The following is a 13,877-nucleotide window of genomic DNA, read 5'->3' as shown; positions in this document are numbered from 1 at the left end:
GGTCGGGCTGCTCGTCGACCGGTTCGGCTCGCGCAGCGTGCTGCTGACCGGCGCCGTCGTACTCTCCGCGGCCCAGGCCGGCTTCGCACTGGCCGAGACCTACCCGCTGGCGCTGCTGGCGCGCTTCTTCGTCGGTCTCGGCGACGCCATGACCTTCATCTGCGTGCTGCGCACCCTCGCGATGTGGTTCGCCCCGCGACGCATCCCACTCATCACCCAGCTGACCGGCACCCTCGGCCAGGTCGGCGCCATCGGTGCGGCGGTGCCCATGACCTGGGCGCTCTCGACGGTGGGCTGGACGCGGGCCTACCTGTTCACGGCCTCGCTGGGCGTCATCCTGGCCCTCGTCGGCCTGGTCGTGCTGCGCGACACCCCCGACGCGCGCAACCTGCGCGGCGCCGCCCTGTCGCCGAGCGCTGTGCGCCGCAGCCTGGCCGCCTCGTGGGCCCACCCGGGCACGCGCCTGGGCTTCTGGATCCACTTCTCGACCCAGTTCAGCGCGACCACCCTGAGCCTGCTGTGGGGCTACCCGTTCTTCGTGCGCGGCGAGGGGCGCACGCCCACCGAGGCGGGCGTCCTGCTGACGCTGCTCGTCGTCGCCGTGGTCACCGGCGGGCCGGTGCTCGGCTGGCTCGTGGGTCACCACCCCTGGCACCGCTCGACCATGGCCCTCGTGGTGGTCACGGCGATCGCCGCCACCTGGACCGTCGTGCTGGCCTGGCCGGGGGAGGCGCCGTTCGGCGTGCTGGTCGTGCTGGCCCTGGTCTGCGGGGTGGGCGGTCCGGCCTCGATGATCGGCTTCGACGTGGGGCGCACCTCCAACCCCGCCGAGCGGCTGGCCAGCTCCACCGGCATCATCAACGTGGGCGGCTTCCTCGCCAGCCTGCTGCTGGTCGTGGCCATCGGTCTGGTGCTCGACTGGCGCACCCCGGGCGCGAGCACCTCCTACACCCCGGAGGCCTTCCGGTGGGCGATGGCGCTGCAGTACCTCCTGTGGGGCCTCGGGCTGGTGCAGATCACCCGCTACCGCCTCCGGGCCCGCCGCGTCATCGACCGCGAGGCCCTCCAGGCCGGGGTGCTGCCGTGAGCGAGGAGCGGGCGCCGCTGACCGACGACGGTCACCACGTGGTCATCGACGGGCGCCGCTGGCGTGCGACCGACCCGATGGTGCCCGAGGAGCGACGGGCCGAGCTCCAGCGGGTGCTCATGGCGTGGCGCCGCGACGTCAGGCGCACCCGCGGCACCGCGGAGGAGAAGCGCTCGCGCGCCGGCGTCCAGGCCGCCAAGGTCGCGCTCGGCGAGCGGGGCGAGCCGTGGTGGGAGCAGAGCGACGCCGAGCGACGTGCCCGCTGGGAGGCCGACGTGCCCACGCCCGACTGAGCGTGTGCCCCCGGCGCGAGGGCGCTGCTAACGCGACGACGGGCCGGCGTCGGGGCGCAGCCAGCGCGCCAGCAGGGGCGTGAGCAGCAGGATCACCACGAGCCGCAGCACCTGCACGGCCAGGACGTAGGTGACGTCGGCGCCGCTGTCGGCCGCTGTGGCCAGCACCGCGAAGAGCCCGCCCGGGGTGGTCGCGAGGTAGGCGGTGAGCCCGTCGACCTCCGTGGCGCGTGCCAGCACCGCGCCCATCGCGGCGGTCGAGACCACGAGACCCGCGATGAGCACCAGCACGACCGGCAGCATCCTGGCGATGGAGCGCAGGCTCTCGCGGGTGAAGCGCAGCCCGACCTGCACACCGATCAGCAGGTAGCCCACCCACTGCACCAGCACCGGTACGCCGGCAGCGCCGAGCCACCCGGTGGCGGCGAGCACCGCCGCGACCAGCATCGGCCAGAGCAGCACGCCCGTCGGCACGGGCAGCGCGCGGGCCAGGGCCAGCCCGAGCACGAGCGACACCAGCACGAAGCCGGTCTCGGCGGCCAGCGCACCGTCGCTGCCCGCGGCACCCGTGACGCCGGCGTCGCCGGGCCCGCCCGCCCCGCCCGCGGGGGCGAAGACGACGCTGGTGACCAGCGGCATCGCCAGCAGCACGACGAGCACCCGGAGGTACTGCACGACGGTCACCACGCGCTCGTCGGCGCCCAGGTCGCGCGCCACGGCGACGATGCCCGACGCGCCGCCGGCGATGAGGGCGAAGGCGCCGGTGACGGGGGAGACGTCGCGCCGCAGCGCCAGCAGCCGCCCGGCGCCGAGACTGAGGGCGAGGGTGCCGAGGGTGACCAGGGCGATGGGCAGCAGGTCGCGACCCGCCTGCTGGAGCGCGGCCACGCTCACCATGGCCCCGATGGTGACGCCGATGACGCCCTGCCCGACGCGGAAGGCAGCCGGCGGCACCCGCAGCTCGGTCGGGGAGGTCAGGGCGTGCGCCATGCCGCCCACCAGCGCCCCGAAGAGCACCGGCGAGGGCAGCCCGAGCGCGCCGAGCCCGAGGCTGACGGCCGCGGTGACGACGAGCACCAGCACGGCGGCCCGCGGGGCCGACCGCGGCCGTCCGGGCCCGGGGGCGGCGCTCAGCGGGGGATCACCGAGAACAGCACCTGGCGCTTGACCATGGCCCAGATGGCCAGCACCACCACGGTGTGGATCAGGGTGCCCTGCCAGAAGCCCGTGCGGTCCAGGCCGGGCACGTTGGCCACGGCCAGGGCGAAGAAGACGTGGACGATGAAAACGTAGAGGCTGGCCTGCCCCATCGGGATCCACAGCCAGCCGATGGCCTTGTCGATGGGCTTCCAGCAGGTGGTGAGCACCGCGAAGGCCACGACGACCACGAGCACCAGGTCGATGAGCCGCCCGGGCTGGAGGAAGACGCGGATGTAGAAGTTCTCCAGCAGCCAGGCGTAGCTGTCGGCGGGCAGCGGGGCCGGGGCGAGGCCGCCGTGGGCGTTGCCCCACCAGACCCAGGCCAGCACGGCGGCGTAGCCCACCACGAAGGCCGCGGTCGCGAGCTTCCCGGGCCGGGTCGTGAGCACCCGGGTGATCTGGCGCCGGTAGTAGCCCACGACCAGGCCGTGGGTGAAGGCGACCTGCCAGATGAGCAGGGGGAAGACCGCCTCGAACTGCGAGGGCAGCCAGTGCGGGTCGTCGATGGTGGCGTAGACGTAGCCCGCCCACGACACCGCGAGGACCACCCACCACATCCGGCGCCGGATCAGCCACATCAGCGCCGGCAGCAGCAGGCTGAGCACGACGAAGAGGCCCATGATGTTGAAGACCCACGGCCCCATCTCGAGCAGCAGCAGCTGGCGGATCGCGTAGCCGGGCGGCGGGTAGTCGAAGAGCCGCGGGAAGTTCGCGTAGAGGTCGTAGACCTGCCCGGCGACGGCGCCGCCGTTCTCACCCGTGCCGCGGTCGGTGAAGGTGGTGATGTCGGAGGCGTCGACCAGGGGGAGGCGGCCGAGCAGGTAGACGAGGACGACGACCACCAGGGCCACGACGTACTGCTTGCGGGCGCGCTTGAGCATGACGACCGCCGTGGCGCGCTCGCCGAGCTTGCGCACGGTCGGCTCGTAGATCATGCCCAGCACGACCCCGGAGAGCAGCACGAACATCTCGGCGCCGGTGATCGCCCCGATGGCCTTGAGCGACACGAACGAGTACGGGCTGCTGAGCTCGATGTGGGTGACCACCACGGTGATGATGATCATGCCGCGCAGCAGGTCGAGCCGACGGTCGCGCGGGTCGTGCTCGTCGGGGTAGCGCCACGACGGGAGGAAGCGGCCGGCGAACCCGGCGAAGAGGAACAGCGCCGCCAGCAGCACGGCGCACAGCACGATCCAGTCCAGCTCGTTGCCCAGGTCGGTGCCGAGCACGCGACCCTGGGCGCTGGCGGTGTTGGCGGTCTCGAGGTCGAGCACGTTGGTGACCGGCCCCAGGTCGACGCCGGCGGCGCCCAGGTCCTCGCGCAGCGGGCGACCCAGGCCGTCGACGGTGGCGCGCCAGTCGACGGTGCGCCCGCCCGCCTCGTCCTCGGGGCGCTCGACCTCCAGCCAGGTGAGCGCCGCCACGAGGGGGCGCTCGGGCAGGGCGGCGAGTACCTGGCGCCACCAGTCCTGCTTGACCTCGCGGGACCCGGCGCCGCCGGCCTCTGGCACCCACAGCGCCGCGGTGTCGAGCAGCACGGGGGTGTCGCCGGGCGCGGCGAAGCGGTCGTAGAACGACTCGCGGGAGGTGTCGTCGGCGTAGCCCCACGTCTCGTCGAGACGGGCCTCGAAGGAGCCGGCGGCCGGCACCTCGTTGACCCCGTCGGGGCCGGCGGGCTCGGTCTCGGTGCCGCCGAAGGAGAACAGCGACAGCCCGACCCAGTCGACGGCGTCGTCGCCGGGGTAGTAGGGCGCGTAGGGGTCGTCGGCCTCGTCGAGGGTCCCGTCGCCGTCGGTGTCGAGCACGTCGACCTCGACCTGCCCCGAGGGGTCCACCGCGCGGGCCGACCCGCCGAAGGGGTAGCCCGCTCCGTAGGAGGGCGACCAGACCATCGCGGCGTGCTCGGTGGCCTCGTGCACGGCGTCGGCGACGGTGCGGAAGGCCTCGACGTACGCCGTCGGCTGCTGGCCCCAGGAGGTCCAGGTGCCGTTCATCTCCGGGGCGAAACGCACGAGCACGTAGCTGTCGTAGGCGCGGTGGAGGTCGACCAGCGCGTCGGCCAGGTCGGCGGCGTCGTCGGTGCCGAGGTCGGCCAGGGCCTCGTCGGGCTCCAGGGTCAGCACCGCCACCGCGCCCTGCGTCGCCGCCTGCTCCCCGAACTGGCGCAGGTACGTCGTGTCCTCGGCCCCCAGCGGGTAGGACACCCGCTGGGAGTACAGCGACGGCGTCGCGCCGAGACGGCGGGAGTAGTCGGCCGGGAGGTCCTGGGCCCAGTCCAGCGTCGGACCGAACCACGGTGCTCCCGCAGCCGGGGCGGGCACGGGGTCGTCGTCGCGCCCGGCCGACGTGCTGGCTCCGGCGGCCCGGGGCAGGAGCAGACCCGCCAGGAGGCACGAGAGGAGGCAGACCGCCACGGCGGAGAGGACGGCGCGGAGCGCGGCGGCGGGCCGTCGCCCGCCCGGGGTGAGGGGGGTCATGGGGGGTCCGATCAGGTCAGCGCAACCAGGGCGGCCGCATCCGGCGGCGGCGGATCGACAGGGCGACCATGGCCGCGGCGAGCAGGACGACGACGGCCGAGAACACCCCGAGGGCGAAGGGCGGGACGCCGCTGTCCTGGGGCCCGGCGGCCTCGTCGTCGGACTCCGACGTGGGGCTGGCCGCGGGCGAGCGGTCGTCCCCGTCGGAGTCGCCGCCGTCGGTGCGGTCGGGGTCGGTGCCGCTGGTGGTGCCCGCGACGGGACCGAGGTCGTAGCCGCTGTCGAGGAGGTCGGTGCGGAAGGCCCGGGCGATGGCGGGGTTGGCGGTGAGGCCCCACTCGACCACGTTGCCGATCTCGGGCTCCTCGCGCTCCTGCTCCAGCCAGAGCACCCCGCCGAGTCGCGGGCGCTCCTCGGTCGCGGCGAGCACCTGGCGCCACCACGGCCGCTGGATGGCCAAGGCGTCGGGGCCGTCGGCGCGGGGGTTCCACAGCGCCGACGTGGTCAGCAGGAAGGGCTGGTTGGGGGTGCCGGCGAAGCGGACGTAGAAGGTCTTGCGCCCCAGGTCGTCGCCGTAGCCGAAGCGCTCCTTGAAGCGCTCGTCGAGCTCGTCGGGCGCCGGCACCGTGTTGGCGCCGAACTGCTGGGTCACGCCGTAGCGCAGCATCGTCAGGCCCACCCAGTCCACGACGTCGTCGCCGGGGTAGTAGGGGCCGTAGGGGTCGTCGGCCTCGGTGACCCGCCCGTCGCCGTCGGTGTCGAGCACCCGACGCGCCGCGGGACTGATCGCCGGGGCGTCGGCCGAGGTCGTCGTGGAGTTGACCGCGCGGTCGAAGGGGTAGCCGGCGCCGTAGGCCGGCGCCCACACCATGGCGGCCTCGTCGGTGGCCGCGTGGACCCCGTCGGCCACGGTGGTGAAGGCGCGCACGTAGTCGCGCGGCTGCTGGCCCCACGCGGTCCAGGAGCCGTTCATCTCCGGCGCGAAGCGCACCAGGAACGTGCTGCCGTCGGCCTCGGCCAGGTCGGCGAGCAGCCGACCGAGGCGCTCGGCGTCCTGGGCGTCGGGCTCGGTGAGGGAGGTCGGCTGGAGCGTCACCACCGCGACGGCGCCCTCGTCGGCGGCCTGGTCGGACAGGTCGGAGACGGCCTCGTCGGTGCTGTCGTTGAGGGGGTAGACGAACGAGCGCCCGAAGAGCGACACGTCGGTGCCCAGCCGGTCGACGTAGGCCTCGGCGGTGTCGGTGCGCCAGTCGAGGTCGGGTCCGAACCAGGGCGCACGCGGCTCCGGCTCGGTGGCGGCGTGGGCGGGCACGACCGACGTCGCGAGCAGTCCGCCGGCCAGGACGGCCGCGGCGCCCGCTGCGAGACGTCCCGCGAGCGCGGTCACGACAGGTCGCATCGCATGCTCCAGTGGTTGCGCCCGTCGGCGCTGTGGAACGACAGGTCCGTCAGCGAGGCCAGCGCGAGCGCCAGCCCACGACCCGACTCGGCGTCCTCGTCGGGCATCGTGACGCGGCTGAGGTCGATCGCCGCGGGCTCGCCGTTGTCGGCGAGGTCGATGAGCACCTCGGCGTCGGTCACGCCCAGGGTGATCGTGAAGCGCCGGCCGTCGCCGCGCTCGTCGGCGGCGGGGCGTCCCGAGTCGACCTCGAAGGCGTGCTCGATGACGTTGGCGAGGATCTCGATCACCGCCATCTCCACACGCATCCGCTCGGCGACCGGCACCTCCTCGTGCTGCTGCCACAGGTGCTCGAGCAGCACGTGCACGAGGTCGAGCATCTCCTCGCTCGCGGGGGCCGAGAGCTCCAGCCGGTCGGGGAGGGCCTGCAGCGTCGAGGACTCAGTCATCGAAGGCCCCGTCGACGGTGTCGCGCGGACGCAGGATCTTGGTCAGGTTGGTCAGGTCGAGCACCGTCAGGACGGCCTCGGTGGGGCGCGCGATGCGCAGGTCGCCACCCTGCTGGCGGGTCGACTTGACCCCGCCGATCAGCGCGCCGAGGCCGGAGGAGTCGATGAAGCTGGTGTCGGCGAGGTCGACCACGATGCGGTGCGTGCCGCCGGCGACCAGGTCGGCCAGCACGCTCTTGAGCTGACGGGCCGCCACCATGTTGAGGCGTCCCTCGGGGCGGACGACACCGATCCCGCTGGCGGTGGTGTCGACGTGGAACTCGGTCATGCTGCTCCCTCTGCGTGGCTCTGACCGGAGGCCCGGTCAGGCGTGTGGCTGGTCGTGGGCGTGCTGCTGGTCGTGGGCTCGGTCGGGCCGGCGGGCGTCGGCGGCGCGTCGACGGGCTCGAAGCCGCGGTAGCGCGCGGCCTTGATGATGACGGAGAAGATCGCGAGGTCGAAGGCGACCCACAGCAGGTTGAGCACCGTGCCGACACCGCCGGCCTGGCCCGCGGCGAGCCGCGCGACGCCGACGACGCTGGCCACGACGAGCGCGCCCATCGCGATCAACTGCGGCCGCACCAAGTGCCAGGCGGGCCCGGTCGGGCTGCGCTTCTCCTTGGGGGTGACGGCGAAGTCGAGCGAGCGGCCCATCACGACGTTGCCGAAGGCGGAGGTGAAGGCGCGGATCCAGGTCGGGAAGAGGGCGAGCGAGTACTGCTGCCCGCGCCAGGTCTTGCGGCCGTTGGCGACGACGAGGAACAGCAGCTGGTTGACGACCAGGAACGGCACGAGGCGGATGAAGAAGTCCGAGCTCAGCGCCTGCACCGGCAGCACGCCGAAGACGAGGTAGATCACAGGGGCCGCCAGGTAGATGATCGCGGCGAAGCCCGACAGGTAGCTCCACATGGTGGAGAAGTACATGAGCCGCTGGCCCCACGTCAGGCGCCGCTGGCTGAGCGGGTTCTCCCGCATCATCACCTGCATGGTGCCCTGGGCCCAGCGCAGCCGCTGGGTCAGCATCGTCTCGAGGTCCTCCGGGGCGAGGCCGAAGGCGAGGTTCTCGTCGTGGTAGGCCGACTTCCAGCCCAGGCCGTGCATCCGCATGCAGGTGGCCATGTCCTCGGTGACCGAGATCGTCGCCATGGGCATCACCGCCTGCGCCTCGCCGTGACGGTCCACGTTGACGGAGTCGACGAGGGCCTGCACCGAGTCGATCGCGCCCAGCGGGGACCAGTCGCGGTGCGACATGCGCTCGAGCACGCTCTGCGGGTCGACGAGGCTGCCGTCGCCCTCGCCGGACTGCTCCTCCAGGGCGGCGATGGCCTCGAGGTCTGCGGCCATCACCTCGAGGTCGGAGGCCACGAGCCGACGGCGGACCTCCTCGACCGTGCGCTGGAAGTCGTAGGTGACGTCGAACATCGCCTCGCCGCGCCCCAGCCGCTCCCGGGCGTCCTTGACCGCCTGCTCGACCTCGCCGAGGGCGTCGCGCACGAGAGTCTCCTCGCGCGGGGTCTGGCGGCGCGCCTTCTTGATGACCGACTCGCCGTAGTACAGGTTGCGCCACACCTTGAGCGCCATCTCGTCGGCGTAGCGCACGACGCCGATCTGCATGAGGGCGTCGCGGCGCAGCACGGCGTTGGAGCCGCAGAAGAAGGCGGCGTTCCAGCCGTCCTTGCCGGCCTGGATCGGGCCGTAGAACAGCGGCGCCTGGCTGCCGAGCGGGTCGTCGTCGGGCACGTTGACGAAGAACTGGTTGGTCTGGACCAGCCCCATCTTCTCGTCGCGGAAGTAGCCCAGGGTTCGGTCGAGGATCTGCGGCTCCGGCACCTGGTCGGCGTCGAGGATGAGCAGGAACTCGCCCTCGGTCTGCTCGAGGGCGTTGTTGAGGTTGCCCGCCTTGGCGTGCCGGGGCATGTCGACCCAGTCCTGCGAGCGGGTGATCCAGCCGACGCCGGCGGCCTCGGCCGCCGCGCGCATCTCCGGGCGGTTGCCGTCGTCGAGGATCCAGGTCTCGTGGGGGTAGCGGATGTCCAGCGCGGCCCGGGCGGTGGCCATGACGAGGTCGATGGGCTCGTTGTAGGTCGTGATGAGGACGTCGACCGTCAGGCCCTCCTCGGGCAGCGGGGGCTCGCCGCGCTCCTTGAGCCGCCACATGCCGAGCCCGAACAGCAGCGAGTCGACCAGGCTGTAGGTCTCCGCGACGACGAGCGGCACGGCCAGCCACCAGGCGTCCCAGTTCACCGAGAACAGCCACCGCCACACGACGTAGTTCAGGCCGAGGATGGCCGTCACCAGGACGATGGACCGGATCAGCAGCAGCCGGCGGGTCATGGGCTGTCCTCCTGCGAGGGCGAGAGGGGGGCGGGGGAGGGGGCGTAGTAGACGGCGACCGCGGTCACGTCGTCGAGGGGGGTGCGCTCGCGCGCCAGCAGGGCGATCCCGGCGAGCAGCGAGTTGACGTCGTCGTGCGCGGCGACGAGGGCGCCGATCGGCTCCCACCAGCGCACCTGCTCGTCGACGAGGTCGAGCAGGCCGTCGCTGAACATCAGCACGCGGTCGCCGGGCTCGAGCTGCACGTCGAGCTCGCCCCAGTGGTCGTCGGGCAGGACGCCGATCGGCGCGTCGGAGCCGCCGAGGCGCACGACCTCGCCGTCGGGCCGCACCACCAGGCACAGCCCGCTGCCGGCGTCGACGTAGCGCAGGTAGCCGTCGTCGAGGTCGATGGCGGCCTCGAAGAGCGTCACGAAGGACTCCGTGCGCTCGAGGTCGGCCATCAGGCTGCGCGCGACCTGGGTGACGGTGACGCCGAGGTCGACGCCCGCGACGACGGCGGAGTGGGTGCCGCGCAGGGCGGAGCGGACCCCGGCCCCCACCAGCGCGGCTCCCGTGCCCTTGCCCATGACGTCGCCCAGACCGAGGTGGGCCACGCCCTGGGCGATGCCGTAGTCGTAGAAGTCGCCGCCGACGGCCAGGGAGGGCAGGCACATCCCGTTGATGGTCCAGGAGTCGGAGCTGAGGGCGCGCGCGGGCAGCATCGAGGACTGCACCCAGGTCGCCTGGGTCATCTCGGTGGAGGCCACGAGCTCCTGCTGGGCCCAGGCGGCCATGTCGTCGAAGGCGGTCAGCCGCTCCGCGTCGAGGCGGCGCGGGCGGGTGTCGTAGATGGCGAACGTGCCCACGACGTTGCCGGCCGGGTCGAGGATCGGCTGGGCGGCGTAGAACCGGATCCCGAGGTCGGCGACCGCCGGGAGGTGGGCGAAGCGCTCGTCGAGGGAGGCGTCCTCGACGATCAGCAGCGCGCCGCCGGCGTGGGTCTCGTCGCACAGGCAGTCGACGCGGGGCAGCTCGCGGCCGGGCAGGCCGTACATGCCGGGGAAGAGGGCACGGTCGCCGTCGAGCACGGTGACGCTGGACATCGGCACGTCGAAGACCAGGTGGGCCAGTCGGGCGATGCGGTCGAAGCGCTCCTCGGGGCGGTCGAGCTGGAGCCCGAGCGACTCCACGGCCCGCTGCCGACGGTCCTCCTGGGCCGCGTCGAGCGCGTGCGGCATCGCGGTGGTGCTCCCCATGTGTGTCGAACCCTTTCAGGGCTGTGTCCCGAATGCGCCAACTCTGTCACGTCACAGGCGCCTCGCGCGTCACAACCTAGGAACTGCTCGGCCGCTCCCGCATCCCCCGTTCGGCCACCGGGTCGCCCCTCGCGCCGCGGGCGCCGACCCGGTGCACGGGTGCGGCGACGCGGCTCCGGGCGACGCGATAGCGTGGCACCGACGTCGAGTCGAGGGGGTCGAGCGTGTCGAAGGGTCAGCGCGTCGTGGTCGTCGAGGACGACCCCGACATCAGCGCCACGCTGGTGATGGTGCTCGAGCGCACCGGGCTCGAGGTCCACGCCACCGACCGCGGCGAGCGGGCCGTGGAACTGGTGCGCGAGCTGTCGCCCGACCTGGTGACCCTCGACCTCACCCTGCCCGACATGGACGGCACCGAGGTGTGTCGCCGGCTGCGGGAGTTCAGCGACGCCTTCATCATGATGATCACCGGTCGCAGCGACGAGATCGACCGGCTCATCGGGCTCGAGGTCGGCGCCGACGACTACATGGCCAAGCCCTTCTCGGCCCAGGAGGTCCGGGCCCGGGTGGCGGCGCTCCTGCGCCGGGCGCGCTCGGCGGTCGAGGCCCCCCCGCTCACAATGGACGCCGGCGGTGGGCTGACCCTGCTGCCCAGCGCCCACACCGCCACCCTCGACGGCGCCCCCCTGCCCTTCACCCCGGCGGAGGTCGACCTGATGGCGGCGTTCGCGAGCCGGCCGGGGGAGACCTGGACGCGTGGTGAGCTCGTGCGCACGGTGTGGCAGGGCGAGTTCATCGAGTCCGACTTCCTCGTCGACGTCCACGTCGGCAACCTGCGCCGCAAGCTGCGCCGCGCCGGCAGCAAGCGCAGCTGGATCCGCACCGTCGACGGCTCGGGCTACGTCTACGACCCGTCCTGACGGGCGCCGCGGTTGACGGTGAGCCCCACCAGCCGGGCCACCACCAGCGCGACGTAGAGCACCCCGGCCAGCATCTCGATCATCACGAACGAGCGTGCGTGGGGCAGCACGGGTACGACGTCGGACAGCCCGACGCTGGTGAGGGTCGAGAACGACAGGTAGAGCAGCTCGAACCATGCGCGGTCCTGCGCCGGGCCCGTGCCGACGAACGATCCCGGCCACACGACCTGGAGGGCCGCGTAGACGTAGGCGAAGCCCCAGGCCACGACCGTGAAGGCCGCGCCGGTGGCGAAGAGCTCGTCGCGCGTGACCCGGTCGTCGTGGAAGAGGTAGCGGATCATGCTGTAGGAGACGTAGAAGTAGAACGGCGCGTGCAGCAGCGCCGAGACCAGCACGACCCAGGCGGTGTCGGGAGTGGCGGCCTCGAGCACCGTGAACACCATCGCCGGGGCACCCACCACCAGGGCGATCCAGTTCAGCGCCGGGGTGCGACGCACGGCCCACAGCGCCAGGCCGACCACGGCGATCTGCACCACGCCGATGAGCGCGCGCCCCACGACGCTGCCGTCGAGGAAGGGGTAGGCCAGGATCGCCACCAGCTGGGCGCCGAGGAGCACCCCCGACGGCTGGTCGCCGAGCACGGGCCGGAGCCGGTGTCGGTCGTCGGGGTCCACCTCGCCGCCCGGGCCCGGCCGTGTCACTCGCTCCCGGCTCACGGGAGGTGGGCCTGCTTCCGCTCGAGCTTGCGGGTCACCGAGGCGACCGTCTCCTCGCGGGTCAGCAGGACCCGCGCGTAGTTGACGAACGTCGCCGCCATCACGATGGCCGGCCACGGGAAGGCGGGGTCGAAGCCCGGGCCGCCGAGACCGAGCGAGGCCCACACCACCCAGCAGACCAGGGTCGGGCCGAGGAAGCCCAGCAGCGCCTGGCGGCGCTCCGCGTCGTAGGCCGCCACGGCCCGCGCGTGGATCTGGGCCTGGGTGAGCGCGCCGGGGCGCCCGGCGGGGACGCCCGGCCCGGCGACCTCCACGACGGGCCGCTGCGGCAGGAGGTCGGCGAGGAGCGGGGGCACCTCCCCGAGCGTGCGGAGCCCGGAGGCCCTCGCGGAGCGCTCCTCGAGGTCGGCCGGGTCGAGACGCCCGTCGGCGTAGGCCTCCGCGAGCACGTCCTGCACGACCGAGCGGTCGCGGTCGGAGGCGCGCAGGGCCGCGTGCTCGGGCAGGCGCGGGTCGTGGGCGAACGACGACCAGACCCCGGGGACATCCACGCGCGTCATCCTAGGCCCGCCTGACCGGAGAGCCGGCCGATCCGTGCGGCCCGGCGCGAGGTCGCTGGCGCGGCACGACGAACGGGAGGACCATCGGACCGTGACCTCGACCGACGGGACCGCCGCGACCCCAGGGGCCGTCGTGACCTGCGACCTGGTCGTCGTCGGGGCCGGCCCGACGGGCCTCTTCGCGACCTACTACGCAGGCTTCCGCGGGCTCCGGGTGGCTCTCGTCGACTCCCTGCCCGAGCTCGGCGGCCAGGTCACCGCGATGTACCCCGAGAAGCTCATCCTCGACGTCGCGGGGTTCCCAGCCGTGCGCGGACGCGACCTGGTGAGCGCCCTGGTCGAGCAGGCGGCCGGCGCCGACGCCGTGCACCTGCTCGGGCGCACGGCCTCGACCCTGGTGCACGGCGAGGACGAGGTGGTGGTCGGGCTCGACGACGGCACGCAGGTGCACGCCGGCGCCGTGCTGGTGACGGCGGGGATCGGGCGCTTCGCCCCGCGCCCCCTCGCGGCGGGTGAGGGCTGGCTGGGGCGCGGGCTGGAGTTCTTCGTGCCGACCAGCGAGCCCTACGCCGGGCGCGACGTGGTGGTCGTCGGCGGCGGTGACAGCGCGCTCGACTGGGTGCTGCACCTGGAGCCCGTGGCCCGGTCGGTCACCCTCGTGCACCGGCGTACGGCGTTCCGCGCCCACGAGCGCACCGTGGCGCAGGTGCGGGCCTCCTCGGCGCGCGTGCTGACCGACGCCGAGGTCGTCGCGCTGCGACCGGTGGCGGGGGAGGCCGGCCGGCCGCTGGCCGAGGTCGACGTCGCGCGGGGCGAGGCCCGGGCCGGGACGCGCGAGATGCTGACGCTGCCGTGCCAGGCGGTGGTGGCGGCGCTCGGCTTCGTCGCCGACCTCGGTCCGCTCCAGGGCTGGGGACTGGACGTCGAGCGGCGCCACGTGGTGGTCGACGCGGCCATGCGCACGTCGCTGCCGCGTGTCTTCGCCGCCGGCGACGTGGCCGAGCACCCCGGCAAGGTCCGGCTGATCGCCACCGGCTTCGGGGAGGCGGCGACCGCGGTCAACAACGCGGCGGTGGTGATCGACCCGGCCGCCTCGACCTTCCCCGGCCACTCCAGCGCCCTCGGCTGAGGGGCGGCCGCGGGTCCGTCTAGGCTACCGGTGCGT

Annotated in this window: 13 protein-coding genes; 4 read left to right on the top strand and 9 right to left on the bottom strand. The window is 73.5% G+C overall.

The genetic code is table 11. The features are described from left to right. Positions 1-1,087 (top strand): MFS transporter (locus LPA27_RS16310; RefSeq protein WP_228943116.1); only part of this gene is annotated, 1,087 nt, incomplete at its 5' end. Next, positions 1,084-1,380, top strand: a complete 297-nt coding sequence (locus tag LPA27_RS16305) for a hypothetical protein (RefSeq protein ID WP_056864310.1) — start codon at positions 1,084-1,086, stop codon at positions 1,378-1,380. The genes LPA27_RS16310 and LPA27_RS16305, both read left to right, overlap by 4 nt. A 27-nt stretch (positions 1,381-1,407) precedes the next feature. Here LPA27_RS16305 and LPA27_RS16300 read toward each other — a convergent pair whose 3' ends face one another. The 7 genes from LPA27_RS16300 to LPA27_RS16270 are packed head-to-tail and all read right to left on the bottom strand — an operon-like array spanning position 1,408 to position 10,516. Then, positions 1,408-2,463: an AbrB family transcriptional regulator gene (locus tag LPA27_RS16300; protein ID WP_228943115.1), complete on the bottom strand. Its 1,056-nt coding sequence runs from the start codon at positions 2,461-2,463 to the stop codon at positions 1,408-1,410. 47 nt (positions 2,464-2,510) lie between these two features. Continuing rightward, on the bottom strand, positions 2,511-5,057 hold the full coding sequence (gene opgC / locus LPA27_RS16295) for an OpgC domain-containing protein (protein ID WP_228943114.1): 2,547 nt from the start codon (positions 5,055-5,057) through the stop codon (positions 2,511-2,513). Between the two features lie 16 nt (positions 5,058-5,073). Continuing rightward, complete coding sequence (locus LPA27_RS16290) at positions 5,074-6,456, bottom strand: hypothetical protein (RefSeq protein ID WP_228943113.1); 1,383 nt, start codon at positions 6,454-6,456, stop codon at positions 5,074-5,076. After that, positions 6,441-6,905, bottom strand: coding sequence for an ATP-binding protein (locus LPA27_RS16285; RefSeq protein WP_056864313.1), 465 nt, complete (start codon positions 6,903-6,905; stop codon positions 6,441-6,443). Before LPA27_RS16285 ends, LPA27_RS16290 begins: the two co-directional genes overlap by 16 nt. Continuing rightward, on the bottom strand, positions 6,898-7,233 hold the full coding sequence (locus tag LPA27_RS16280; protein WP_056864314.1) for an STAS domain-containing protein: 336 nt from the start codon (positions 7,231-7,233) through the stop codon (positions 6,898-6,900). Before LPA27_RS16280 ends, LPA27_RS16285 begins: the two co-directional genes overlap by 8 nt. Next, positions 7,230-9,278 (bottom strand): glycosyltransferase, encoded by a 2,049-nt coding sequence (locus tag LPA27_RS16275; protein WP_228943112.1) that lies wholly within the window; start codon positions 9,276-9,278, stop codon positions 7,230-7,232. The genes LPA27_RS16280 and LPA27_RS16275 overlap by 4 nt, the downstream gene beginning before the upstream one ends. Then, entirely contained in the window at positions 9,275-10,516 is a 1,242-nt protein-coding gene (locus tag LPA27_RS16270) for a PP2C family protein-serine/threonine phosphatase (RefSeq protein ID WP_228943111.1), read from the bottom strand. Before LPA27_RS16270 ends, LPA27_RS16275 begins: the two co-directional genes overlap by 4 nt. Positions 10,517-10,740: 224 nt before the next feature. Between LPA27_RS16270 and LPA27_RS16265 the strand changes: the two genes are divergently transcribed. Next, positions 10,741-11,436, top strand: a complete 696-nt coding sequence (locus tag LPA27_RS16265; RefSeq protein ID WP_228943110.1) for a response regulator transcription factor — start codon at positions 10,741-10,743, stop codon at positions 11,434-11,436. On the opposite strand, the gene LPA27_RS16260 is transcribed toward LPA27_RS16265, so the two are convergent. Beyond that, positions 11,421-12,077 carry a potassium channel family protein gene (locus tag LPA27_RS16260; protein WP_200920049.1) on the bottom strand — a complete coding sequence of 219 codons (657 nt, stop codon included), beginning with the start codon at positions 12,075-12,077 and terminating at the stop codon, positions 11,421-11,423. The genes LPA27_RS16265 and LPA27_RS16260 overlap by 16 nt on opposite strands. A gap of 71 nt (positions 12,078-12,148) precedes the next feature. Next, entirely contained in the window at positions 12,149-12,703 is a 555-nt protein-coding gene (locus tag LPA27_RS16255; RefSeq protein WP_228943109.1) for a DUF1707 SHOCT-like domain-containing protein, read from the bottom strand. Between the two features lie 100 nt (positions 12,704-12,803). Here LPA27_RS16255 and LPA27_RS16250 point away from each other — a divergent pair, with 100 nt between their 5' ends. Further along, positions 12,804-13,841: an NAD(P)/FAD-dependent oxidoreductase gene (locus LPA27_RS16250; protein ID WP_228943108.1), complete on the top strand. Its 1,038-nt coding sequence runs from the start codon at positions 12,804-12,806 to the stop codon at positions 13,839-13,841. Positions 13,842-13,877: the final 36 nt, after the last annotated feature.

Source organism: Nocardioides sp. Leaf374 (genome assembly GCF_916862475.1).
Classification (GTDB): Bacteria; Actinomycetota; Actinomycetes; order Propionibacteriales; family Nocardioidaceae; genus Nocardioides; species Nocardioides kribbensis.
This window is presented reverse-complemented; position numbering and strand designations above follow the sequence as displayed.

Excerpts from the sequence above, each read along its gene's own strand:
- opgC (WP_228943114.1), bottom strand. The coding sequence starts at position 5,057 with ATGACCCCCCTCACCCCGGGCGGGCGACGGCCCGCCGCCGCGCTCCGC.
- LPA27_RS16270 (WP_228943111.1), bottom strand. The coding sequence starts at position 10,516 with ATGGGGAGCACCACCGCGATGCCGCACGCGCTCGACGCGGCCCAGGAG.
- LPA27_RS16275 (WP_228943112.1), bottom strand. The coding sequence starts at position 9,278 with ATGACCCGCCGGCTGCTGCTGATCCGGTCCATCGTCCTGGTGACGGCC.
- LPA27_RS16280 (WP_056864314.1), bottom strand. The coding sequence starts at position 7,233 with ATGACCGAGTTCCACGTCGACACCACCGCCAGCGGGATCGGTGTCGTC.
- LPA27_RS16285 (WP_056864313.1), bottom strand. The coding sequence starts at position 6,905 with ATGACTGAGTCCTCGACGCTGCAGGCCCTCCCCGACCGGCTGGAGCTC.
- LPA27_RS16290 (WP_228943113.1), bottom strand. The coding sequence starts at position 6,456 with ATGCGACCTGTCGTGACCGCGCTCGCGGGACGTCTCGCAGCGGGCGCC.